Annotated in this window: 19 protein-coding genes; 13 read left to right on the top strand and 6 right to left on the bottom strand. The window is 65.1% G+C overall.

The genetic code is table 11. The features are described 5' to 3' along the window. Positions 1 to 22 precede the first annotated feature (22 nt). The gene (locus F4553_RS26540) at positions 23 to 1,291 is read left to right on the top strand and encodes a hypothetical protein (RefSeq protein ID WP_184840370.1); all 1,269 of its coding nucleotides are present in this window, start codon (positions 23 to 25) and stop codon (positions 1,289 to 1,291) included. 464 nt (positions 1,292 to 1,755) lie between these two features. On the opposite strand, the gene F4553_RS26545 is transcribed toward F4553_RS26540, so the two are convergent. Continuing rightward, the gene (locus F4553_RS26545; RefSeq protein ID WP_184840371.1) at positions 1,756 to 2,025 is read right to left on the bottom strand and encodes a hypothetical protein; all 270 of its coding nucleotides are present in this window, start codon (positions 2,023 to 2,025) and stop codon (positions 1,756 to 1,758) included. A 351-nt stretch (positions 2,026 to 2,376) separates the two neighbouring features. Beyond that, on the bottom strand, positions 2,377 to 3,207 hold the full coding sequence (locus F4553_RS26550; protein WP_184840373.1) for an HARBI1 family protein: 831 nt from the start codon (positions 3,205 to 3,207) through the stop codon (positions 2,377 to 2,379). 1,530 nt (positions 3,208 to 4,737) lie between these two features. Here F4553_RS26550 and F4553_RS26555 point away from each other — a divergent pair. Both F4553_RS26555 and F4553_RS26560 read left to right on the top strand, forming a co-directional pair. Further along, the gene (locus F4553_RS26555; protein WP_312875370.1) at positions 4,738 to 4,995 is read left to right on the top strand and encodes a hypothetical protein; all 258 of its coding nucleotides are present in this window, start codon (positions 4,738 to 4,740) and stop codon (positions 4,993 to 4,995) included. Beyond that, positions 4,992 to 7,004, top strand: coding sequence for a recombinase family protein (locus F4553_RS26560; RefSeq protein WP_184840375.1), 2,013 nt, complete (start codon positions 4,992 to 4,994; stop codon positions 7,002 to 7,004). Before F4553_RS26555 ends, F4553_RS26560 begins: the two co-directional genes overlap by 4 nt. A 131-nt stretch (positions 7,005 to 7,135) precedes the next feature. Here F4553_RS26560 and fxsT read toward each other — a convergent pair whose 3' ends face one another. Together fxsT and F4553_RS26570 are read right to left on the bottom strand one after the other, a co-directional pair. Further along, positions 7,136 to 10,165: an FxSxx-COOH system tetratricopeptide repeat protein gene (gene fxsT, locus F4553_RS26565; protein ID WP_184840377.1), complete on the bottom strand. Its 3,030-nt coding sequence runs from the start codon at positions 10,163 to 10,165 to the stop codon at positions 7,136 to 7,138. A gap of 621 nt (positions 10,166 to 10,786) precedes the next feature. Continuing rightward, positions 10,787 to 12,010 carry an AAA family ATPase gene (locus F4553_RS26570; protein ID WP_184840379.1) on the bottom strand — a complete coding sequence of 408 codons (1,224 nt, stop codon included), beginning with the start codon at positions 12,008 to 12,010 and terminating at the stop codon, positions 10,787 to 10,789. A gap of 491 nt (positions 12,011 to 12,501) precedes the next feature. Between F4553_RS26570 and F4553_RS26575 the strand changes: the two genes are divergently transcribed. Beyond that, on the top strand, positions 12,502 to 13,053 hold the full coding sequence (locus F4553_RS26575) for an HD domain-containing protein (RefSeq protein WP_312875371.1): 552 nt from the start codon (positions 12,502 to 12,504) through the stop codon (positions 13,051 to 13,053). Here the strand turns inward: F4553_RS26575 and F4553_RS26580 are convergent. Together F4553_RS26580 and F4553_RS26585 are read right to left on the bottom strand one after the other, a co-directional pair. Beyond that, entirely contained in the window at positions 13,041 to 13,511 is a 471-nt protein-coding gene (locus tag F4553_RS26580; protein WP_184840381.1) for an NUDIX domain-containing protein, read from the bottom strand. The two genes, F4553_RS26575 and F4553_RS26580, sit on opposite strands and share 13 nt — an antisense overlap. Before the next feature lie 4 nt (positions 13,512 to 13,515). After that, positions 13,516 to 14,274: a helix-turn-helix domain-containing protein gene (locus F4553_RS26585; protein WP_184840383.1), complete on the bottom strand. Its 759-nt coding sequence runs from the start codon at positions 14,272 to 14,274 to the stop codon at positions 13,516 to 13,518. A 479-nt stretch (positions 14,275 to 14,753) separates the two neighbouring features. Here F4553_RS26585 and F4553_RS26590 point away from each other — a divergent pair, with 479 nt between their 5' ends. The 9 genes from F4553_RS26590 (at position 14,754) to F4553_RS26630 (ending at position 23,153) form a co-directional block, all read left to right on the top strand. Next, positions 14,754 to 14,945 carry a hypothetical protein gene (locus tag F4553_RS26590; protein WP_184840385.1) on the top strand — a complete coding sequence of 64 codons (192 nt, stop codon included), beginning with the start codon at positions 14,754 to 14,756 and terminating at the stop codon, positions 14,943 to 14,945. Next, positions 14,945 to 15,667, top strand: a complete 723-nt coding sequence (locus F4553_RS26595) for a DUF2637 domain-containing protein (protein ID WP_184840387.1) — start codon at positions 14,945 to 14,947, stop codon at positions 15,665 to 15,667. Before F4553_RS26590 ends, F4553_RS26595 begins: the two co-directional genes overlap by 1 nt. Positions 15,668 to 15,808: 141 nt before the next feature. Then, a complete protein-coding gene (locus tag F4553_RS26600; protein ID WP_184840389.1) occupies positions 15,809 to 16,336 on the top strand; it encodes an NUDIX hydrolase in 528 nt (175 codons plus the stop codon). Beyond that, positions 16,333 to 18,426, top strand: coding sequence for a cell division protein FtsK (locus F4553_RS26605; protein ID WP_184840391.1), 2,094 nt, complete (start codon positions 16,333 to 16,335; stop codon positions 18,424 to 18,426). Before F4553_RS26600 ends, F4553_RS26605 begins: the two co-directional genes overlap by 4 nt. 413 nt (positions 18,427 to 18,839) lie before the next feature. Then, positions 18,840 to 19,127 carry a hypothetical protein gene (locus F4553_RS26610; protein WP_184840393.1) on the top strand — a complete coding sequence of 96 codons (288 nt, stop codon included), beginning with the start codon at positions 18,840 to 18,842 and terminating at the stop codon, positions 19,125 to 19,127. After that, positions 19,117 to 19,356: a hypothetical protein gene (locus tag F4553_RS41230; protein WP_184840395.1), complete on the top strand. Its 240-nt coding sequence runs from the start codon at positions 19,117 to 19,119 to the stop codon at positions 19,354 to 19,356. The genes F4553_RS26610 and F4553_RS41230 overlap by 11 nt, the downstream gene beginning before the upstream one ends. Then, complete coding sequence (locus F4553_RS26620) at positions 19,353 to 21,302, top strand: DUF3987 domain-containing protein (protein WP_184840397.1); 1,950 nt, start codon at positions 19,353 to 19,355, stop codon at positions 21,300 to 21,302. Before F4553_RS41230 ends, F4553_RS26620 begins: the two co-directional genes overlap by 4 nt. Positions 21,303 to 21,603: 301 nt before the next feature. Then, complete coding sequence (locus F4553_RS26625) at positions 21,604 to 21,774, top strand: helix-turn-helix transcriptional regulator (RefSeq protein WP_312875372.1); 171 nt, start codon at positions 21,604 to 21,606, stop codon at positions 21,772 to 21,774. Beyond that, a complete protein-coding gene (locus F4553_RS26630; RefSeq protein WP_184840401.1) occupies positions 21,774 to 23,153 on the top strand; it encodes a tyrosine-type recombinase/integrase in 1,380 nt (459 codons plus the stop codon). The genes F4553_RS26625 and F4553_RS26630 overlap by 1 nt, the downstream gene beginning before the upstream one ends. Positions 23,154 to 23,277: the final 124 nt, after the last annotated feature.

Consider the following 23,277-nt stretch of genomic DNA (forward strand, 5'->3'; position numbering starts at 1 on the left):
ATCTGTAGGGGATTGGAATCAGGTGGCAGACCAAGGCCAGGGGTCATGGGAAGATCTTGCCCGCGATGTTGCTGAAACGCTGGTGAAGGCCATGGCGACAACCGCATGGTCCGCAGTTAAGCAGCGGATCGGATCCATCGTTGGTCAAGAAGGCCGGATGGACCGTGACAACGAACTCCTGAACTCCCTCGGACCCCAAGAAACCAACGAACGGCGCTCAGCACTTACAGACGCATGGAGAATTCGTCTGCTCGACCTTCTTGAGGATGACCCCAGCTTTGCGACAGCTTTGCGGAGTGCAGTGGGAGACAAGCCTCCAGCGCTACCCGCCACGACCATACAAACGATCAGCGCGGGTCCGAACAGCACCGCGACGATGTACGGTGGCCATCACTTCGAGCGAAACCGTGACGTTAACATCAACTCGCCGGTGAACAGGCGTAAATCCTTCACGTTCGCTCCGTTTATCGACTTCGTGCAGGCGCACAAAGTCGCCAGTGCCATGATCGCATTGATCGTTGTGGTCGGAGGCGTGGTCGGAGGCGCCATCGCCATCGACCAGCCCGATTCAGATTCGGTCAGCCCTTACAGTGACCGACTTTCCGCAACGGCACAGCCTGTCCAGACTGCGGCTGCGCCAACGCCAACACTGACGCCAGTCGAGAACCAGGCGCTTCCAGTCGTCGACCGTTACTTCGATGTCACGAACGCTCTGGGGTACTCCTTCCAGGTCAAATACTCCTTTTCCCCCCAAGCTGTCACCGTCGACCTAAGCAATGATCCTCCGGGTCGGCAGACGATCGAGATGACCTTCGCCAATGTCACATTCACGGCAGAGAACACCACTCCGGGTCGCGATTACAACCCGTGGGATGCCTTGGCTCCGAATCACCCCGCGAGGGATGTCTCGGTCGGCGGCTACTGGCCCGCCAAATCGGCGGTCTGCAAGTACAAGTGGCCGTTCAACCCTCAGCCGGACGGCACAACGTTTCATGGGGTCGGCCCAACATGCTTCTTCCATGCTTTCCGGGCAACCTGGGACCAGGGTCGTGGCGTGCTGATCATGGGCGAGAACGCCGACCTTAGGGGAAGCATGGGCATCTTCGTCCATGGGGTCAAAGACGCCGATGTAGAGGCGGTCCGCAAAGCACTGTCGAATGGTCCTGTCATGTGGGCAGTGATCAACGAATCGACTGATACTTTAGGATCGCAGTGTGCGGAGCCAGGAACATTGATGGGGGCAACTATAAATATTCTTGATGCCTACGGCAAGATCAGTCCTCAGTGTTAACTTGTCGAACCTAGGCCGATCAATCGGCGATTCGGCCGGAGTCGGATTCCAGGAGTCGGTTCCGGAGAGGTGTGTCACGCCCGCGTACGCGCATCGCTGGAGGTGTGACTCGATCGCCGCCTGGCCGTGCCGGAAGCCATATGTGCGTACATGGGCGATGACGAGGTTCGCAAAGTCAGCAGCCGATATTACGATCTCGCCGGCTCCGAGAACATCGAGTTCTGCATCTGACGCGGGGTCGGGTGGCGGTCTGCAGGACCACCACACGACCCCTGCGCGGGTACCGCGGCCTTCTCGACCGGTTCCGCCACCCCGGACGTCGTACCAAGCTCGAGATCTACCGGACGTCGTCACCGTCATCTGACCACTCTCTCGGCGGTCAGCGTCGTTGGACGGACCGCCCGACGGGCCCCGATCAGGGTAGCCATCCCACAGCTCTACCGCCTAGGCGCGGACGCTGGGATCTACCGGCGCCAGGTCAGAAGGTCACGGAAGGCCACCGTGAGGCCGGACCGAGACAACGGGATACCAGCCTTGGCGAACATGTCACGCGCAGAACCGACGATGATGATCGACAACCCGAACATGCTCGCCCTGAAGAAGCCATCCCTACCCACCCAGACCAGGTACGCGTACACAGCGATCGACACGAACCCCAGTCGTCCCAGCCAGACTGCCTTCCGGTAGGAAGGCTCACGGCGGGCCTTCTCCAGGTCCACACCGATGATCGACATGAGCCCATGCTACAAATTGATCGCCGGCCACCCACCAGTCGCTCGGCATTCCTCGATGCCGTCATCAAATGCGAATTATATCGAAGTTAGTGAGTTTAATAACGCTCTAATATAGTTATGGCATAAGTAGATTCTAGTAATTTCCTTTATTGAAACCCCATAAATAGTCTCGACGGCAAGTTCGCCGTCCGAGCGGTCGTCACCTGGGACATGGAGGAGTGGCGGCCCGTAGGTAGAGTGCCCGCCCAGGACCGCTACCGTCTCCGTGGCCATTGCGGGTTGCGAGCCGTAATAACGAGGTGGGCCCGGTTCAGAGAGCCATTCTCGGTAACGGCTCGTGACGTTGGGTGATCATGTGGTTCGGTCATGCTCGACGTGCAGGAGCACGAGTGCGGCGCCTACGATTTTGCCGATCTGGCTGGGGTCAAGGCTGACGTGGCGTAGAACTTTGAAGGTCATCTTGAGCAGGGCGTTGGCTTGTTCGGCGCGGGCTCGGGCGTGGGCCTGTAGCCAGTTGAGCTGCTTCTGTTCGTCGGTCAGCGCGACGCCTGGCGTCTTCTTGATCGGGACGGTGAAGATGGCGGCTTCGCCTTCGTAGCCCAGGTCGGCCAGGGCGTGCAGACCTTCTCCGGTCCACTCGGCCCGGTCGGGCAGGATCTGCGGGTGGGCGCGGGCGCAGGTCGTGTCGTGCTCACGTCCCGGGCGGACGTCAGAGGTCCATAGCGGCCATCCGTCCGGTGACGATATGACCTGGATGTTGCCGCCGTGGTGATGATGTTTGCCTGACCACCAGAGATCCACGCCGGCGGTTGGGCCGAGCGCGGAGCACCGGTCGGTGTAGATGAGCGTGCCATCGATGTTGACGTGGGGATGTCCTGCGATCTTCGCTGCCAGCAGGGCCGAGTTCAGGGACGGCTTGAGGCCGGCCAGTTCGTCGATGCCCTCGTGCAGACAGCGGTATACGTTCGGAACCGAGATCGCGTTGTCGGCCGCGAGCTGCCGCACACGGGTGTTGTCGAGAAACCACCGTATGACCAGAACCGCCTGTTGGAAGCAGGTCAGCGACCGACGGCCGCGGCGGGTGCCCAGGCGCTGGCGCCGGGCGTAGATCAAGGCTGACACGAACAGGACGGTCTCCTGCCGTGCAGGGAGTACACAGGTATATGTGACACTGGCAGACATGTGAGGCCTCTGTGGAGTTGATCAATGAGATGACCACTTCCTACAGGGGCTTCACCCTTTTCTGATGCAGCGCAACACCTTCGGCGTGTCGCCCATCACCTCCATCGGCCAGTCACGCACCGTCACACCCAGTTGCCGAGAACAGTTCAATCCTCCGGGGGGAGACATGAATAGATCTCCATGCTCCCGTGAGTAGAGTTCTTTATCGACTAGCGGACTCACCTACTGGGACGACCCGATCATGGACTCTCCAGCATGCAGACTGAGGTTCTGAACCGTAACCACCCATTTCTGCGGGGTGGTATTTAACCTCAGGAAGACGCCCATAAGGATCCTCGATAAATATGATCATAGTGCCAATGGAAACCCTCGAGCTACCCAGCCGCCGTCCCGTTCTGGCCGGAACAGCGTCGCCGCATCAGTCACTCTTTCGTATCCGACAGCGACAGCGTTTTGTTTGCCCAGCACGGTCATCACCGGCACCGTAATAGGACGGAATCGGGCATTATGCCGAGGGTGGGGGTCAAGCCGGATCTGGATAATCCGTGTAGTCGGACTAGACGACGCTAGGGTGGCGATTGCACCAAGCACCCGGTCTACCTCTGCCTTGCCTGCCTTCCGCGCGGCCGACAGAGCTGCGTCCGCTTGGCCAAGCGTCGGAGTGGCAACGTAGACGTCTATTGAGGCATTAGTCGATTTCAGCCAGGCAGCTCTGGCCTGGTGCGCTACATCAAGGCGACACCAATAGCACCCAGGGCCGCCCGAGGCGAAAATGTCAAGCCATTCGTTCTCGATAGGCGGGCTAACCACGCGATTCTTAGCATTGGGAGTCTCCATAATTAGCCTCGTTGGTATAAAGGAATCTCGCCAGCCGCTGAGATAGTAATGATTTACGCAGCGACGTTTGCGGCACCGCACGCACTCGGCGATCGAATCTACGCCGCAAGACTCATCACAACTGTCGGGCATCGTCCCTCACTTCAATCATTCAACCTCGTAATACCCATCATTTCATACTCTCGCGCATTGAGTACGGGCGGACTCGCATTGTCGCCGAGCGTTATAAACGACTACTAAAATGGCTAAGTGGAGAGGCTGCTGACGTGACGCGGCCATCCCTCGACTCCATCCTACTCGGGTAGTGTCCACGCAGGAATCGGAAGCATCCTCTTGTCTACGTCGTACGGACCGGCCGAACAATGATCTTTCTAACGCCGCCGTCACGCAGCGTCACTCGCCGTTACTGAGAACAGCCCAGTCCACGACGAAGGCCTCTGGCCAGAGATCCCCGTTCTCGGTTTAGGGGTTTTCCCTATTCAATTACAACCAATAGATAAGCGGCCCGCGGAGCGCACGCTCGGCGGGCCTTTCTGTATTCCAACCTCGGAGAACGAACGCGGTGGAGTGCATTGAGTGCAGCCGCTTATAGCCTCACTTCGAGACAAACGCCTTCGCAAACGAAAGGGGGTTCCCCATGTCTGATTCGCATTTCGGCACACGGCTGTGTGCTGCGAAAACAAGGGGAATAGCGTGGTTGACGCCACTGCCAACCAATCCAATGGAATGTACGATGGACAGGCAACGGAACGGCCAGCGATCTATAACGTCAATGACCGTTCTGTCAATGATCCGACCGATAGCGGGATCTCGTTTCGCCTCGAAATTGTGGCTGTTTCAGGGCGAGAAGGCGAGAAGCTTCAGGCGATACAAGCTCGCGCCATTCGTGAAGCTCTGCTGTGGGCCATAGAGCAGCGGGCTCACAACACCAACCCTGGGGAGGGAAAATGACGGCAGTCGTACACGAAGCCGACGACACGGAAATCGGCATCCTTGACTGGCTGATGCAGATAGCCGACCAGCACCGTCCGGACGACGACGTTCCAACGATCGTGCCGGTGGCCTTCGTTGCCCGTACTTCGACCGAGGATCGGCAAGACCCTACACTCGCCATCCCAAGGCAGCTCGACAGCGTGAACGTCAAGCTGCCGCCGGGCTTCGTGATCGTGGCCCACTTCTATGACGTCGAATCCGGCCGGACGCTGCCGGACCTGCGTGGCCAGAGCGACGCGTACCAAGCCTTCGACATCCCAATACCCCGCGACGGCAGCATCGCCGACCTGCTCGCCGAGGCCCAGCGACCCGACCGCCGCTTCGTCGCCGTCGTCTGCGAATCCATCGAACGCATCGCACGCACCACCTACTACGGGACGAAGATCGAGCACGAACTCGAACAGGCCGGCGTCGCACTCCTCGCAGCCGACGAAGGTATCGATCGCGACGCGGTCCGCCCCACCGGAACCGGCGGCCCGAAAAACGCCACCTCCGTCCTGACCCGCCGGGTTAAGCAGGCGATCTCCGAGTGGTACGTCCTGCAAATGCTGGAACTCTCGTGGAAAGGCTTCAAGCAGCACACCGCCCAGGGCTGGAACATCGGGAAGCCGCCCTACGGATACCTCGCGGAACGGCACCCGCACCCGGTCAAAGCCAAGCGTGAAGAGGGCATCACCAAACACCGTCTCGTCAGAGACCCGGCCCGTGGGCCAGCAGTCACACAGATCTTCGTATGGCGAGCGCTCGAGCGCCTGTCGTACCAGCACATCGCCGACCGGCTCAACACCGATCTCGACCGATACCCGCCACCAGTGCCGGTCAAGCGGGAGTCCTACAACACCGCCATCGGTGCCTGGACTCAAACGGCAGTACGCGACATCCTCAACAATCCAAAATACGTGGGGCATATGGTCTGGAATCGGCGTAAGCGCTCACGGCCCGATCGGGGAGTGAAGGGCCGCGTCAACCCGCCCAGCGAATGGGTCTGGTCCCCGACCGTGACTCACGAGCCGCTGACCACCCGTGCCTACTTCGACGCGGGCAGCCCTGTCGGGCGATACCGGCAGGGATCACGGTCGAAGGCCACCAACAACTCCCACCCCAAAACAAAGCGCAGCTACCGATACCGCTCCTACATCAAGTGCGACATCTGTGCGCGACGGATGTTCGGTAAGACGCGCAAACGCAAGACCCGCGCCGACGACACCTACTACGCCTGCGTCACCAAGCGCGAACATCACAAGAAGGAGCTGTGGTACGAAATCCACCCACCGGCGCTGACGGTCAACGAGGACATCATCGACACTTTCGTCGCCCGGTTCTTCAACGAGCGGGTCTTCGGCGTGCATCGGCTCGACTACCTGGAAGGGCCAGCCGAGCAGCCGATCCGTTCCGACACGGAGGCCATCGCTGCGGGTCACGCCCGCAAGATCCACGAGCTGGACGCGGCCAACAGGAACCTGATCCTGTCTCTCCAGCAGATGACCAGCTCCGGTGACCCTGACATCGACGCCCAGTGGCGGACCGAGATTCAGCGGCAGTTCGCCGACAACGCGAAACGGAAGCAGGCACTCGCCGCTGAGCTTCAGGAGCTAGCCAAGGCTGCTCAGCCGAAGGGAGCCAAAACCCACGACCTGGTAGATCAGCTACCCCACGTTGATCTGAACGTGCTCGACCTGCCCGACGACAAGCAGCGGCAGCTATTTGACGCCTTTCAGCTGGAGGTCCGGTACGACCGCCACCTTCAGCAGATCACGCTGCGGGTCGCCGTACGCGCCGAGATGGTCGACGTCATCAGCCAAGCGGCGGCCGAAGCCACAGAGAGAGGCGCTGCGGTGCCGAGGCAACGACAGCCCGAACATGAAAAAATAGGGGCGGGCGCTAACGCGCCTGCCCCTATAAGTCGTTCCCATGTTTTACGTGCCCCCGGCAGGATTCGAACCTGCGCCCCCGCCTCCGGAGGGTGATCAGATCCGAGGACGCGGCGGGCACATCACCTGTACAAACGTCCGTTCTGCGTATCGCAGACCACCAACTTTGGCGCGTATTTGGCGTAGGCAGATGGAAGCTCTCTTACAGTAGGAGCGATTTCGAACGGCTATCCATTGTGCCAGCGGAGCATGTCCTTCACATGGCTAAGCAGAGTTCGTCGCCCCTTCAGCCGGCCAAGGTCTTGCAGCACCGTGGCTAGGTTGCCTCGCAGGGTGGCGACGGTGGGGTGGTCGGGGCCGTACACCTGCTCGCCGATAGCCAGGGCACGGCGCAGCAGCGGCTCGGCCTCCCCGGCCCGGCCCAGGGCTTGCAGCACCATAGCGAGGTTGCCCAGCAAGATGGCGACGGCGGGGTGGTCGGGGCCGTGGACCTGCTCGCCGATGGCCAGGGCACGGCGCATCAGCGGCTCGGCGTCCCCGTACCGGCCCAGGGCTTGCAGCACCACGGCGAGGTTGCTCAGCCGGACGGCGACGGCGGGGTGGTCGGGGCCGTGGACCTGCTCGTCGATGGCCAGGGCGCGGCGTATCAGCGGCTCGGCGTCCCCGGCCCGGCCCAGGTCTTGCAGCACCATAGCGAGCTTGCTCAGCCGGGTGGCGACGTCGGGGTGGTCGGGGCCGTGGACCTGCTCGTCGATGGCCAGGGCCCGGCGCAGCAGCGGCTCGGCGTCCGCGGCCCGGCCCAGGTCTTGCAGCACCACGGCGAGGTTGCTCAGCCAGGTGGCGACGGTGGGGTGGTCGGGGCCGTACACCTGCTCGCCGATGGCCACGGCCCGGCGCAGCAGCGGCTCGGCGTCCCCGGCCCGGCCCAGGTCTTGCAGCACCATAGCGAGGTTGCTCAGCCAGGTGGCGACGGTGGGATGGTCGGCGCCGTACACCTGCTCGCCGATGGCCACGGCCCGGCGCAGCAGCGGCTCGGCGTCTCCGTACCGGCCCAGGTCTTGCAGCACCATAGCGAGGTTGCTCAGCCAGGTGGCGACGGTGGGATGGTCGGCGCCGTACACCTGCTCGCCGATGACCACGGCCCGGCGCAGCAGCGGCTCGGCCTTCCCGTACCGGCCCAGGTCTTGCAGCACCACGGCGAGGTTGCCCAGCCAGGTGGCGACGGTGGGATGGTCGGCGCCGTACACCTGCTCGCCGATGACCACGGCCCGGCGCAGCAGCGGCTCGGCCTCCCCGGCCCGGCCCAGATCTTGCAGCACCAAGGCGAGGTTGCCCAGCGAGGTGGCGACGGCGGGGTGGTCGGGGCCGTGGACCTGCTCGTCGATGGCCAGGGCGCGGCGTATCAGCGGCTCGGCGTCTCCGTACCGGCCCAGGTCTTGCAGCACCATGGCGAGGTTGCCCAGCGAGGTGGCGACGGCGGGGTGGTCGGGGCCGTACACCTGCTCGCCGATGGCCACGGCCCGGCGCAGCAGCGGCTCGGCGCTGCGGAGCTGGCCTTGCGTTTGCAGGAACGTTCCGGCTCGGTCCAGCAGCCACGACACCGTCACCAGGTCGCCGACATCGGTGACTGCGTTGTCGTGGTTGGTAGCAGACAGGACGTGTGGGAGGAGCTGCCGCCACCGGGGCCAGTCCTCCGGCCGTCCATGCACACCCCTGGGGGCATCCGCCTGGAGCAGGCGGATCGCGACCGTATGCGGATGCGACGTCCCGGCTGCGGTCGTGGTGTTGTGGTCGGCGCGGATGCTGGCCTGCACCAGGCGGTGCACAGTGACCGTGTCGCCGTCGCGGCGCAGCAGGCTGTACGCGGTGAGAGCGCCCACCGCTTCGGTGAACTCCAGCACCGACCCCACCGCCACACCCAGCGCTACGGGAATTTGGTCGGGGTGGGTGGTGAACAGGTCCAGGGGGATCGCCTCGGGTGCCAGGTACGCGCACACCCGCAGCAGCTCCACCGCCGCCGGGTTCTCCACCGCCAGGACCTGCCACGACAACCGCCACACCGTCGCGACCGTGTGCTCATGCCCGACCACCACACCTCGCCGCAGCATCTCCCCCAATGACGACGACTCCAGCAACCCGATGTACACCGGTGCCGGCATCGAGGTGACGTCCATGTACGCCGCCGCCTGCTCCAACGCCAGGGGCAGGTCACCCAGCAACTCTGCGACCCGGTCCGCGTCCTCCGCAGAGATCCCGGGTAGGCGCTGGGTGAGCAGGGCGACCGACTCGGCCCGGTCGAACACGTCCACGTCCACCACCCGGCCCACCGCCCGCAACCCCGCCCGACGCGTCGTCACCAACACCCGACCTCCACCACCGCCCGGCGCCCACCGCCGGACCGTGTCCGAGTCCTCGACGTTGTCGAACACCAGCAACCACCGCCGCCGCCCCCGCAACACCGCATACACCGCCTCAGCCACCGCCACCGGATCACCATCGACCGGCAAGCCCAACCAGGCCGCCAACCTCACCAGCTCACCCGGGACCGCGACCGAGTCTTCGGCACGCACCCACCACACCAGGTCGAACTCTGCCGCGTACCGGTGGGCGTACTCGATCGCGAGCTGGGTCTTCCCGACACCGCCCATCCCCTTCAGCGAATGCACCGCCACCACCGACCCGGCGTCCATCCCCGACACCAGACGGGACAGCTCCCGCTCCCGGCCGGTGAAGTTCGGATTCCGTGACGGAACGTTCCACACCGCCGGCAACGCCCCCGGGAACCGCACCCCACCCGGGAACAACGGCTGCCCCGGCGGTTTCAACCGGCCAGACGTAGCACCCGCCACCAGATCAACCAGGACGCGCCGCGCCTCAACCTGCGCAACACCGAACACGTCCACCGACACGATCTGGTTCAACAGCCCCGGCCGGGGACAATCCTCCACCCGCACCACCAGAAGCTTGGACCGCTCACCCAGCGGATCAGCGGCCCACGCCGCCTGCCACTCCGCCTTGCCGTAGACGGAGGTCGTGTAGGCGGTCGACAGGACCGCGACGGTCCGCTCCGCCTGCGAGACGCCCTGGTCCATCCGGTTCACCCAGCTCGACCCCGGCACGATGTCCCACGCCTGGATAAGCACCCGGTAGCCGGCGTTCTCCAGCTCCCACGCGATCCACTCCGCCCAGCCACGATCGGCCTGCGTGTACGAGACGAAGAAATCCCACCCAGCGGCCCCACCGACATCCACGGTCACCGAACCACCCTGACAGTCAGCCGCAACACCCGGCCATCCACCAGAAAGCCACTACCGTCGATACAAACCCGACACCACCGACACCGACACGGCCGCCACTCGGCGCCCCTCGTTCCGAATACGTTCCGAAGTCGCCAGGCTGCAAGGCAACCCTGAGTCATTCACACAGGTCAGGTGGCATGCCCTTTGGTGACTTGACTCGCTCTCCGGAGGCGGGGGCGAACATTCTCGGGTGGATGCTGTCTGGTTGTCGAAATCTTCTTTATGAGTTCAAGGCGGCCGCAAGCGGTCGCAGGGCCGGATCTCGCGCACCCGGTCCCTGCCTGTGGCGTGCCAAGTGCGTGGCCCGGCCCGCACGCGACGTGGCGGAGCCTGGACCTCGACGAGGCAGGGACGATCGCTGTGGGTGGTTGCCGTGGACAATGATCGACGTCCCCGTTTCAGGGTGCTTCCGGCGATCGGCTGCCGCGCCACTGCGTGGCTTGCCCCACGACCACGTCCAAGTCGAGGTGGGAGGTGGGCTGAATGAGTGCAGAGTTCGTCTTCACCGAAAGGTGGTCAGCCGAACTCTGCCGGCGGTAGTGGTCGTGAAGAAGTTCTGGCCTGACGGAGGCTAGGCCGTCAACGTCGCTTGGGTTTCAAACGCCGCAAACCAGTGGGGTTTTCCTTCTCACGACCGAGGATATCCTCGGCATAGTCGGCCGGAATGACGCCATCCGAAATCGCCGTGAGAAGAGCGAACGGCTGCAACAGCGGGTTCCTGAATCGGTAGACGTACCGACGTTCAAACCCCTCACGCTTAAGGACGCTGCCGCGTTCAATCTCAGTGAAAGCCTTAAGATGAGCAGCAAAAGCAGGAATGTCGTAAGGACGCCCCATAATCCGCGTCATCGGCTCACGAACCGCGCTAGCCGTGAAATAGCCAAGGCGGTCTTTATCAGCCAACGCACAAGCGGCTAGAACGTGAGCAAAGAGATTGCCGGGCCTTGGGCTCTGTATTGCTGTTTGGTATTCCTTCAATAGCGAATGCCGCTCGACAACCTTTCTGACCGCTTCGTGTACGTCTTCAACCTTAACTTCATTTCGATCATCGAGGATCGCTCTTTGTGCAGCAGTTAATGCGAGGCTATGCACATAGTGAGGGAGGCCCTCCGCGAGTCGACCGATCTGGATCTTCGCTCGACCATCGATCGTCATGTTAGCGACTTCTAGTCCGCTGTCCACGATGTCCGTCAGTTCCTTTTGTGTCATACGCGGCAACTGAACCTCAATAATGGACCGCTGGATAGATTCATGCTCCCCGATAAGTTGGTCTATCGAATCGGCAACGCCAACGATAACTATCCGTGTCGCAACCGCATGGTCGGAAAGCGCCTTTAGGGTATCGGCCATCAACGACAATGAGTCGTCATCTTCAATTCGATCAAACTCGTCAAGGATGATCAGGCGATTGGGCGTCACGCCTTGAAGGAGTCGACGCACAACATCGGGCTCCGCTTTGCCGATAGCCCAATTTTCGGGAACCTCAATATTCATTTCAGTCAAGACGCGGACCCATATGGTCTTGTAGTTGTCTTGCGTCGTGCAATTAACCCTTATCGTTGGGCGCCTTTCGCCCCAAATTGGCTTAAGGAAATCTGCGAGCACGTTGGCGAGAGAGCTTTTCCCAACACCTCGTTCGCCGTATAGGAGGACATGCGTACCCGCCCGAGAAAGTGCCTCGATGATCGCCATCACCTGCTCGACGCGACCCGCGAACCGATCGCGGTTCGCAACCGGAGTGCCAGGCGTGAACACCTCCGCAAGCTTGATGTAGCGCGTAGTCTTCTCATCGGTCACACCCACGGCAACGCCCTTCGAGAACTCCTCATAGTGACGTTAAGTATGTCCTAGATCTACTGTCAACGCCAATCGGCCGCTCTAAGATTTTCGCCGCCGTAACGCCGCTGCAACTTTCATCAAGTGACTCGCAGTACATCTTAGATCAACTGCATCCGCTGTACGCTCGCGCCGTTATCCGCCAGGAAAACAAGGCTCGGGCAGAATGAGCCGGTGACGAACTCTCCTGATCCAAGCGCCGAGTGGTGGACAACCTCGGACGTCGCCGCCTTCGTTGGCGTCGGCGTCGGGACCGTGAGTACCTATCGAGCGAGGGGTCAGATGCCCGAGCCGGACATGACGGTCGGGCGTACCCACATGTGGCGACCTGGCCGGATCATCGAGTGGCATGAAAAGCGGCCCCGACCAGGTGTCGGTGGGCGCCCGGTGGCCGATCACTGACCGCCAGTGCACTGCGATTGCGTGCTAGCTCAGACCTGTCTGTGTACGCTCCGGCCGTGGGCGAGTTGGTTGTCTGGGCGCGGGAAGCAGCTGAGCAGATGCTTGCCGATGCCCTTCCGGTGCGCTGGCGCCATGTTCAAGCTGTTGCGGAGAAGGCCGGCACCGTGGCGGGCCTTGTGCCCGACGGAGACGCTGAGCTCCTGATAGCGGCGGCCTGGCTGCATGACATCGGCTATGCCGCAGACTTGGCGGTAACGGGTCTTCATGCTCTGGATGGTGGGCGCTGGCTGCGTGACGTGGGGCAGTCGATGCGGCTGGCATCGCTCGTCGCGCATCACTCGTGTGCCACGTTCGAGGCGGCTGAGCGAGGCCTCGCTGAGGTCCTGAACAGCGAGTTCGAACAGGAAGAGTCCATTACCGCAGACGCGCTGTGGTACTCGGACATGACGACTGGGCCTGATGGCCGGTCGATGGATGTTCAGGCGAGGCTCGCCGAGGTGGACCAGCGATACGGCCCGGACCACCTCGTGACGCGGTTCTGGGTTCGTGCTCGTCCGACGCTGTTCGCCGCGATAGCGCGGGTTGAGGCAGTTCGTCAGCCGATGTAGGGCTTGACCCGGTGGTCGAGCCCATGGTCGATGCGCAGCCGCATCGACGGATGGATGCTCAGGTCATCCAAGGCGGCCCGCTCGACCCATGCGACGGCCGATGACTCGTCGCTCGGTGTCGGATCGCCGCTGACGTACCTCGCTCGGAAGCAGATGGAGAACTGCTGGCGAACCTCGCCGTCACTGAACTCCACGACGTGGCGAGGGTTGGTGTAAATGCCTACCAGGCCGGTGACCTCTACGGTGACGCCTGTCTCCTCCAAGGTCTCGCGCACCGCGGTCTCAGCGATGTACTCGCCGAACTCCTGCGCTCCGCCCGGCAGAGCCCATAGCCCGTTATCGGTACGCCGGATCAGCAACACCCGGCCGTCGGCGTCCTGAACGTGCACGGTGACGGCGGGAACGATGCTGTTGGGCTTCGGTGCTGCTGGGTCGTTGAAGTGCTCGATCCTCGCCATGTGCTTAGCCTGCCACGGGAGATTCCCAGATGGGCGTTCCGCTCGACCAGACGCGATCAAAGCTGTCGGCGTAGGTGTCGAAGAGTTCGCCGGCCGAGAGGCGCCGGAGGTGGAAAACAGGGCAGTGTGCGGCGGGAAAGCCGTAGGCATGCACGTTGACCAGCATCTCGTCGTCGAACCGGTAGATCGAGTTGTAGAGCGGCGTGCTGTGGAAGCGGGCAAAGACGCCTGGGACGGTGCGGAGCTGCGAGTAGTAGGCGAGGACGTTGTGAACCTTGCTGGCCATGGCTCCGCCGATGCCCTCCTCGGCTCCGCGTTGGGCGACAACCTCCGATTCCGGGTCGCCTAGGAGGATCTCGACTCGCGTACCGGACTCGGCCTTGGACTTCAGGATCGCTATGAGGCGCGGCTCCAGCTCGGGCAGGAAAAGACCTGCGTAGACCAGGATGCCGATCTTCCGACTCGCCTGGTCGAACAGCCTCCGCCACACGTCGATCGTCACGGATGACCTGCGCGGATAGACCTGTGTGACCTCCGACTGCGCGACCTTGGCGGATCGCTCGGTCGACAGTGCATTCGGCCAGAGGTACGCCTCGCGCTCTTCCAGGAGCACGGAGATCTCATGCCGGTGCCGGGCATATGGCAACCGGTCGAGGTTGACCCATCGTTCGACGGTCTTGGCGCTGACCTGGATGCGTTCTGCCAGAGCTTCCGGGGTGATTGCTGCCTTTAGCAGCGCTTCTCGTAGACGTTCGTTCGCCATCGAAACCTCTAACGCTATGGACGTCCCGGGACGTCCTGAGGCTACGGAAGAAATCCCGAAGCTGTCCAGGAGCGGGGTGATGGTGTTCGAGCTGATCGAGAGAGAGTGGACATGCAAGACGCGGTAAGGCGCACGACCTCGAACAATCCACCGGTCCCAATCGCCAGTGGTCCATGTTGACGAGTACGCACTGAGTGCGTACTCTGATTGAAGGAAAGGCCCCGACGAGCGGCAACTCGTCGAGGCCGGTACATCAATCTCCCCTGCTTGGAGGAATGACGATGCCTGCTCAGGCTATCGCGTCGGCTCCCGCCGACGAACCGGGTCAGTGGACCTGGGAACACCCATTGGCTGCTGTGGCAGCTCGTACGTGTCGGCACCCCGAGCCTGAACGGCTCGGTGGTGTGGCGTGTACACCGTGCTGGCAGTTCGTGTTGGTAACGGACCTCGTATTCGCGGTCGAGCATGGGCTACCGCACATGGTCGAGATCGATCCGACGTACATCGATGAGATCGCGGTCGAGCGGGCGATGCGCGGAGATGCCGTTCGCCTGACTGACCTGGAGCGTACGGAGGTCAAGCTCCGGCTCACGCAACTGCGGGATCGCCGCAACGCGAAGTACCGATTCGTGTGTTCGAAGGCTGCTGTGGCTCGGCGGGGGTCGCTGTGATGCTGACTTCTACTCGGACCACGGTCACGACCTGGGCGTCGCGGATCGGTGCTCTCGCTGTCGCCAGTGTCGCCGGTTATGCGTCGTTCCGGCATATCACGCACGTCGCGTTGATGGCGGGGGAGTCGGCTCCGGTCGCGACGGTCTACCCTCTCGCGATCGACGGCCTGATCGTCGTGGGCACGATGGCGATGCTCGCGGACAAGGCCAACGGGCGGATGCCGCGCACCTCGGCAAGGTTCGCGCTGGGCTTCGGCATCGTGGCGACGCTCGCGGCGAATATCGCGTCGGCTCAGCCGACGGTGCTGGCGCGTCTCGTGGCGGCGGTCCCGGCGGCGGCGTTCCTGCTCGCGGTGGAGGTCCTGGCGCGGCAGGGCAAGCTCCGCCCAGTCGACCAGCTGGCGGAGCCGGACGCGGCACCTGTGCCTATCGCCGTGGCGGTGCTGGAGCCGGTGCAGGTGCCGTCCGTACCGGCTCCGCGTCCGGCACGGCGGGCGGCGGCCGGGGCCGTGGTTCGGCCGTCGGTGGCGGAGCAGGTGGTAGCGGTTGCTGCGAAGCATCCGGGGTTGTCGCCTGCGCAGGTGGCCGCGCGGTTGGGGATCAGCGACCGTACTGCGCGTCGGTACATGCCCAAGCCCGACCCGGTCGTGGTGGCCGGGTCGGAGCGGACACCTGACCGCCCGGAAATGGCTGTTGAGCTGCTGGAGCTTCAGCCTGTGTGACCGCTTCCATCCGGACCGAGCCTGCGGGGTCGGTGCGGGTGGTGGCTGCCACCGGGCAGACCAGTTCGGAGTGCGGGACACGGTCACCAGGCCTAGACAACCGAGCCGTGTCCCGCCGCCCCTTATCAAGGAGCACCTGCCATGTTCGCACCACCTACGGTCACTGAGGAAACGCGGCATCTGACCGCGTCCGTCGTGGTCATCGATCCGCATGCGGTGCGGGTCCTGCTGGTCCACCACAACGCGACCGGTCGCCTGATGTTCCCCGGCGGCCACGTCGACCCGAACGAGGCGCCCCATGAGGCGGCGCTGCGGGAGCTGCGCGAGGAGACCGGTCTCACCGCGGACTTGTACCCGTCCGGGCCGGTTGTTGTGCTGCCGGGGATGCGGGTGCTGCCCGTGCCGTGGTTGGTCGCGGAGATCCCGGCTCCGGCGAAGCCGGACCGTGGCCCCGGCAGGCCCGCCGAGCCCGCGCACAGCCACCTCGATGCCCTGTACCTCGCGACCGGCGACTCCCGGCGCGTGCCGGTGGCGCTGGAGTCGGAGGTCGCCACGGCGCAGTGGGTGCGGCTGCTCGACCTGGACACCCTGCCCGTCCGTGCGGAGGTCCCGGAGCTGGCGTGGGCTGCGTTCGACGCGGTCACCGTCGGTGCGGGGGTGGCCCGATGACCGCCGAGAGCACGAACGGCGACTGGGACGCCGCTCTCGCCGACCTGCTCACCGACGACGACACCAGCGCCACGCTGGTCGACAGTGCTGACCTGCCCTCGGGCGGGTGGCAGAGTCGGCCGGCACAGCGGGCGCCGATCATCCCGCCGTGGCTGCGCTCGCGGGCCGCGTTCACCGACACGATGGCGTGGGCGGCGAAATACGCCGCGCACACCACCGGCTACCACACCGTCCGCACACCCCTCTACCTCGGCAAGCTCGCCCTCTACACACCCGTCGGCGTGGGCAGGGCGGTCCGCGGCGGGTGGCGGTGGGTCCTCGACCGCGAGGGCCACCAGCTCCGGTTGGGGGCGGTCCACCAGAACGACCCGGCCGAGTACCGCAAGCTCTCCATGCAACGCGACTCCCGCGTCCGGTTCCGCGCCTGGCTGGCCGGGATCGGCGCCCTGGTCGTCTCGTGTGCTGGCGGGGTGGGGTGGGCGTCGCTGACCGACGGCGAGCAGACCCTCGCCACCATCGCGGGCGGGTTCGTTGCGGTGGTGGTGTTCGGCCTGGTGGGTCGTCCGGGTGACCGGCCGATCGCGGGGACGGCGATCGTGTCGTCTCAGGTGGCCCGGTTGGACTCCGACAGCATCGTCCACGCCCTGTCCGTCCTCGGTCTGGCCGCGATCACCGCGCGGTTGGCGAAGAACCCGCAGGCCATCCGGTTCCCCGCCCCGATCGTCCGCGACGGCGAAGGATGGCGCGCCACCATCGACCTCCCCGGAGGCGCTACCGCTGAGCAGGTCATCGAACGCCGCTTGGCCCTCGCGTCGGGGCTGGCGCGGCCGGTGGGGTGCGTGTGGCCGGAGGCGGAGCCGTCGGTCCACCCCGGGCGGCTGATCCTGTGGGTCGGGGACCGGGAGATGGCGGCGACGAAACCGGCACCGTGGCCCCTGGTCAAGGCGGGGGCGGTGGATCTGTTCCGGCCGTTCCCGTTCGGCACCGACCCGCGCGGTCGGCAGGTCGGTGTCACCCTGATGTTCGCCTCGGCGGCGATCGGGGCGATCCCGCGCATGGGCAAGACGTTCGCCTTGCGCCTGATGCTCCTCGCCGCAGCCCTCGACCCGCGCGCGGAGCTGCACCCGTACGACCTCAAGGGCACCGGGGACTTCGGAGCGTTGCAGCCGGTGGCGCACCGGTACCGGTCCGGTGATGACGACGACGACATCGCCTACGCCCTGGCCGACATGCGCGACCTTCAAGCAGAGTTGCGGCGCCGCGCGAAGGTGATCCGGGAGCTGCCGCGTGAGCTGTGCCCGGAGTCGAAGGTGACCCCGGAACTGGCGAGCCTGCCCGCGTACCGGCTCCACCCGGTCATGGTCGCCGTTGACGAGTGCCAGCGGTGGTTCGAGCACCCCGAGCACGGCGACGAACTCACCGCCATCTGCGAAGACCTCGTCCGACGCGGCCCCGCACTCGGCATCACCGCCGTGTTCGCCACACAGCGCGTCGACGCGAAATCCCTGCCCACCGGCATCTCGTCGAACGCGGTACTGCGGTTCTGCCTGAAGGTCATGGGACACGTGGCGAACGATATGGTCCTGGGCACCGGCAGCTACAAGGCCGGTATCCAGGCCACGATGTTCGCCCGCTCCGACCGGGGCATCGGGTACCTGGCAGGGGAGGGCGACGACCCGCAGATCGTGCGGACCTACTACCTCGACGGCCCCGCCGCCGAGCAGGTCGTCGCCCGAGCGAGGGCGGCTCGGGAAGCGGCGGGGACGGTGACCGGGCACGCCCTGGACCCGGCCGCGAGCAGCGAACGCCCGCGCGATGAGCACCGGGTCCTCGACGACGTCCTGGCCGTGGTGCCCGCGACCGAGCCGAAGGTGTGGTGCGAAACCCTCGCCGAACGCCTCGCCGACCACCGCCCCGACGCCTACGCCGGCTGGACCGGCGAGCAGGTCACCAAGGCCCTCGGCCGGTACGGGATCAAGACCGTGCAGGTGTTCCGCAACGGCCAGAACCGGCGTGGCATCGAACGGACCGCGATCGCCAACGCCATCACCCAACGTGACCGATTCCAGGGCGGCAAGCCCGTCGACTGATCCCGACATAACCGGTCGAAAAGCCCGGTACGGGGGTGCTAGGCCTAGCGCCTTGTCCTGCTAGACCTAGCACCCCTGCTAGCACCCCGATCCGAACCCCGGCCAGCGCCCTAGCGACCTAGCGGCGCCAGCCCTCCGCACCCTGAAACAGGCTCTGGAGGCCTACTCGTGGACACCTTCGCCTCGCTAGCTAGCACACTCACCTGCCCCGCCATTGTCGTCACGCTCGGTTACGCAGCGCTCTGTGCCGTCTCGCCATACGCACGGTGCCGCCGCTGCCACGGCACCGGCCACGTCAAGGCCTTTCCCCGCCGCTCCCGCCCCTGCGGGTCCTGCCGCACCGAAGGCCTGAAGCTCCGCCACGGCCGGCGCGTGGCCAACCACCTCCGCCGACTGCACCGCGACGGCACCCGATGAACCGTCACCCGCACTGGTGCCAGAAAGGCCACCACTGCACCACCGAACGCCACACCACCGGCGAGCACGCCTCGGCCCCGGAGTGCTGGAGCACCTCGTTCGGGCGGCTGGTCGCGACCCGCTACCAGCAAGCCGACACCGGCCGCACACGGCTGGAGATCCGGGTCGTCGTCCACCTCACCGGCACCGAGCAGCGCATCCAGGAGTCGGCACGGGTCGCGATCGCCACCGTCTACGCCGCACTCACCCACCGAGCAGGAACGGGAGCAACCCATGACCACTGACCTGGAAATCTGGCTCATCGGCGACCCCGCCACGATCGACCGCGCCTGCCGGGCCTTGGCCGGCACCGGCACCATCGCGCAAACCGGCCACCCCACCGCGATGGGCGGAACCGACCGCCGAGTACGCCGCTACCTGCGCATCCACCCCCCGATGAGCACCAAGCCCGCCCCGCCCGCGCACCGCAGCGCAGACACCGAGTCGGACCTGCTCAACGGGAGCGACCAGTGACCGCAACCGCAGCCTTCGACAACGCAGCCGAACAGGCCGTCCTCGGTGCGGCCCTACTCGCCCCCGACACCCTCGACACCCTCGGAGAAACACTGACCGCTGCGGACTTCTACCGCCCCGCACACGCCACCCTCTGGGAACACCTCACCAGCCTGCGAGCCCTCGGCTCTCCGGTCGACCCGGTCACCGTAGGGGCGCACCTCGCCACCGTCGGAGACCTCGACCGGCTCGGCGGAGCCCCATACCTGCACACACTCATGCAAGCCGTCCCGTCGGTGGCGAACGCGTCGCACTATGCGGGCATCATCAGCGGGCACGCCCAGCGGCGCCGCGTGGTGCAGCTCGGCCACCGCCTCACCCAAGCCGCACAGACCGGCGACCCGACCACCGCGCTCGCCGAGGGCTACGCCCTGCTCGGCGACCAACCCACCCCGAGCGGGTGGCAGGTCCCGGTTCCCCTGGGGGACAAGCGGCACCTGCCGGAGTTCCCCGCCCACATGCTCCCCGCGTGGGTCGCCAGCTACGTTCTGGCCGTCGCGGAGTTCACGCAGACTCCCGTCGACCTGGCCGGGTCGGTGGCGCTCGCGGCGTTGTCGACGGCTGCGGGTGGTCGGGCGGAGGTGGAGGTGCGGGGTTCGTGGCGGGAGCCGGTGAACCTGTACACGGTCGCGGTACTCCCCCCGGGGTCGCGGAAGTCGGCGGTGTTCGCGTGCATGATCTCGCCGCTGCTGTGTGCGGAGCGGGCTTTGGCGGAGCGGATGCGGCCGGTCATCATCGAGGCGGAGCTGGCGGCGAAGGTGGCGGGCAAGGCAGCGGAGAAGGCGGCGAACGTCGCCGCGAACGCTCCCGACCCGGCAGTGCGGGATTCGCTGATCGCCGATGCCGCTGCGGCGGCGATGCACGCGGAAGGCATCAGAGTTCCGGCCAAGCCCCGGCTGATCGCTGACGACGTCACCAGCGAGAAAGCCGCGTCACTCCTCGCTGAGCAGGGTGGCCGGTTGGCGGTGCTGTCACCGGAAGGCGGGATCTTCGCCACCCTCGCCGGGCGGTACTCGGGTACTCCGAACCTGGAGGTGTTCCTCAAAGGCCACGCCGGAGACATGCTCCTCGTCGACCGGACAGGCCGACCATCCGAACACGTCGAGAAACCCGCGCTCACCCTCGGCCTCGCGGTACAGCCCGACGTGCTACGCGACATCGCGGGCATGCCCGGCTTCCGAGGCAAGGGCCTGCTCGCCCGCATCCTGTTCTCCGTCCCCGAGAACACCGTCGGCTACCGGAAGATCGGCGCCGACACCATCCCGCACGAGGTCACCGAGGTCTACACGACCAGCCTCACCGCCCTGGTCGCGACGCTCGCCGAGTGGACCGACCCCGCCGTCCTCCCGCTCACCCGCGACGCGAACGAGCGCGTCCTCGATCTGGAGCGGGAGGTAGAGCCCTTGCTCGCGCCCAGCGGAGCGTGGGGGCACATCGTGGACTGGGGCAGCAAATACGTCGGCGCCGTCATCCGCATCGCCGGACTCATCCACCTCGCCGAACACCTCCGCGACGGATGGGGCAAAGCCATCGACGCCGACACCCTCGACCGCGCCATCGTCATCGGCCGGTACTACGCCGCCCACGCCCTGGCCGCGTTCGACGACATGGGCGCCGACCGCACCACCCAACACGCCCGCACCGTCCTCGCATGGCTCACCCGCACCGACACCACCACCTTCACCAAACGCGACCTCCTACGCGCCCTGAAGTCCCACATGCCCACCACCGCCGACATCGACCCGGTCCTGTCGCTGCTGGAACTGCACGGGTACATCCGGCCGGCCGATCCCGCTCCGCGTCCGGCGACCGGTCGGCCGCCGTCGGCGGCGTATCTCGTCAACCCCGAGGTTCACCGCCCGGCCGCGACCCTCACCGCGCTTCGCACTGAGCGGAGAAGCGCGTGACAGAAGTGACAGAAGTGACAGAACCCCGAACCGCACCGACTTCTGTCACTTCTGTCACTTCTGTCACCGGCATTCCAGCCCCAACCCACCGAGCCACCCAACAGCGAGAGCGTTCGGCGAACGCCCGATACGCGGACCAACCTACTCAGAACATCATAGATGCATACCGGAACATGCAAACATGCAAAATCTTGGCTCAGCATGGCTCTCAGGACGTTTACCAAGCACTGGAGGACTCTCGATGACCGCCCCTGCCGTCCGAAGGTGCCACTGCGGCGCCACACCCCGACCTTCCCGTTTCGTGACGATCCCGGAGCTGTGCGCTGATCTCGACATCACACGATCGACGTTCTACGACTGGCGGGCGAAGAGGAAGGCGCCCAGATGCAAGAAGCTGCCCAACGGTGAGATCCGCATCGACCGCGCCGTCTACGAGGCCTGGATCGAAACCCTGGAAGAGGTGAACTCCTGATGAGCGAGACGACCTATGACGTGCGTATTTGGAAGACAGAGGTCTACAAGGGCAAACGGGCCACGACCCACTACGTGCGATGGGTGGTGGCCGGCCGGTCGCTTCGGGAGCCGTTCACGAGTGCGCCTTTAGCGGACGGGTTTCGATCCGACCTGGTCGCGGCGGCCCGCAAGGGTGAGGCGTTCCACATCGAGTCGGGGCTACCGGTATCGATGGTGCGCCAGCAGAACGCAAGCATGACCTGGTACGCGTTCGCCTGCTCCTTCGCAGATATGAAGTGGAAGCGCGCGGCAGCCACGACCCGGCGTACTCATGCGGAGGCCCTGTCGGCGATCACCCTGGCCATGTTCACCAGCGAGCGGGGCATGCCCGACGCGAAGCTGGTCAGGCACGCGCTGAACAGGTGGGCGTTCAACCCAACCAAGCGCAACGCGGACAACTGCCCACCCGAGGTCAAGGCCGCTCTGCGTTGGATCGAGACGCACACGAGGCAGGTGTCGGCGCTCGCGAAGCCCGTCGTGCTGCGTGCAGTGCTGGATAGCCTCACGGTCTGCCTGGACGGCACCACGAGGGCATCCAGCGTCGTCAGCCGCTGGCGGAAGATCTTCAACACGTCACTGGAGTACGCAGTTGAGGGCAAGCACCTCCAGATCAACCCCATGCCAGCGCTCAAGTGGACCGTGCCGAAGACGACTCACCTGGTCGACCGCCGAGCCGTCGCCAACCCCATTCAGGCCCGGACTCTCCTCAACGCCCTGGAAGACATGGGACGCAGCGGGCCGCGCCTAGTGGGGTACTTCGCCTGCCTCTACTTCGCCGGACTCCGCCCCGAGGAAGCGACCAGCCTCGCCAAGCGCAACCTCTCCCTGCCCGACAAAGGTTGGGGTGAGTTGCACCTGGAGGTCGCCGAACCGCACGCCGGCCGGGAATGGACCGACAGCGGCAAGAACCGCGACCGCCGCCAGCTCAAACAGCGCGCCGTGGGCGAAGGCCGGACGGTCCCGTCCTGCCCCGAACTCACCGCCCACCTGCACCGCCACATGAAGGAGTTCGGCACCTCCCCGGACGGACGCCTGTTCCGCGGCGAGCGCAACGCCGAGGAACTGCCCAAAGGCACCGTCAACCGGTACTGGCGACTCGCCCGTGCGGGTGCGTTCACCCCTGAGGTCTACGCCACGCCTCTCGCCGCCACACCCTATGACCTGCGGCACGCGGCAGTGTCGACGTGGCTCAACGGAGGAGTGCCGTCAACCACCGTCGCTGAGTGGGCGGGTCACTCCGTGGAGATCCTGCTCAAGATCTACGCCAAGTGCCTCGACGGCGGAGAGCAGCAGATGTTCAGGCAGATCCAGCGCGCGTTGGGCCACGACGAGGGATAGAAAAACTTGGCGCGCATTTGGCGCAGACCCCCGGTGACGGCCGAAAACACCCCGTGACAGTCGGACACATGTACGAATGCCCCGACAGCGTTCCCGCTGGTCGGGGCATTCGTTTTTGCAGTTC

Source organism: Allocatelliglobosispora scoriae, assembly GCF_014204945.1.
Classification (GTDB): domain Bacteria; phylum Actinomycetota; class Actinomycetes; order Mycobacteriales; family Micromonosporaceae; genus Allocatelliglobosispora; species Allocatelliglobosispora scoriae.

What these genes read in the sequence shown, in the direction of transcription:
- F4553_RS26545 (WP_184840371.1), bottom strand. Translation starts at nt 2,025, where the DNA reads ATGTCGATCATCGGTGTGGACCTGGAGAAGGCCCGCCGTGAGCCTTCC.
- F4553_RS26550 (WP_184840373.1), bottom strand. Translation starts at nt 3,207, where the DNA reads ATGTCTGCCAGTGTCACATATACCTGTGTACTCCCTGCACGGCAGGAG.
- F4553_RS26560 (WP_184840375.1), top strand. Translation starts at nt 4,992, where the DNA reads ATGACGGCAGTCGTACACGAAGCCGACGACACGGAAATCGGCATCCTT.
- F4553_RS26580 (WP_184840381.1), bottom strand. Translation starts at nt 13,511, where the DNA reads ATGGCGAGGATCGAGCACTTCAACGACCCAGCAGCACCGAAGCCCAAC.
- F4553_RS26585 (WP_184840383.1), bottom strand. Translation starts at nt 14,274, where the DNA reads ATGGCGAACGAACGTCTACGAGAAGCGCTGCTAAAGGCAGCAATCACC.
- F4553_RS26590 (WP_184840385.1), top strand. Translation starts at nt 14,754, where the DNA reads ATGGTCGAGATCGATCCGACGTACATCGATGAGATCGCGGTCGAGCGG.
- F4553_RS26595 (WP_184840387.1), top strand. Translation starts at nt 14,945, where the DNA reads ATGCTGACTTCTACTCGGACCACGGTCACGACCTGGGCGTCGCGGATC.
- F4553_RS26600 (WP_184840389.1), top strand. Translation starts at nt 15,809, where the DNA reads ATGTTCGCACCACCTACGGTCACTGAGGAAACGCGGCATCTGACCGCG.
- F4553_RS26605 (WP_184840391.1), top strand. Translation starts at nt 16,333, where the DNA reads ATGACCGCCGAGAGCACGAACGGCGACTGGGACGCCGCTCTCGCCGAC.
- F4553_RS26610 (WP_184840393.1), top strand. Translation starts at nt 18,840, where the DNA reads ATGAACCGTCACCCGCACTGGTGCCAGAAAGGCCACCACTGCACCACC.
- F4553_RS41230 (WP_184840395.1), top strand. Translation starts at nt 19,117, where the DNA reads ATGACCACTGACCTGGAAATCTGGCTCATCGGCGACCCCGCCACGATC.
- F4553_RS26630 (WP_184840401.1), top strand. Translation starts at nt 21,774, where the DNA reads ATGAGCGAGACGACCTATGACGTGCGTATTTGGAAGACAGAGGTCTAC.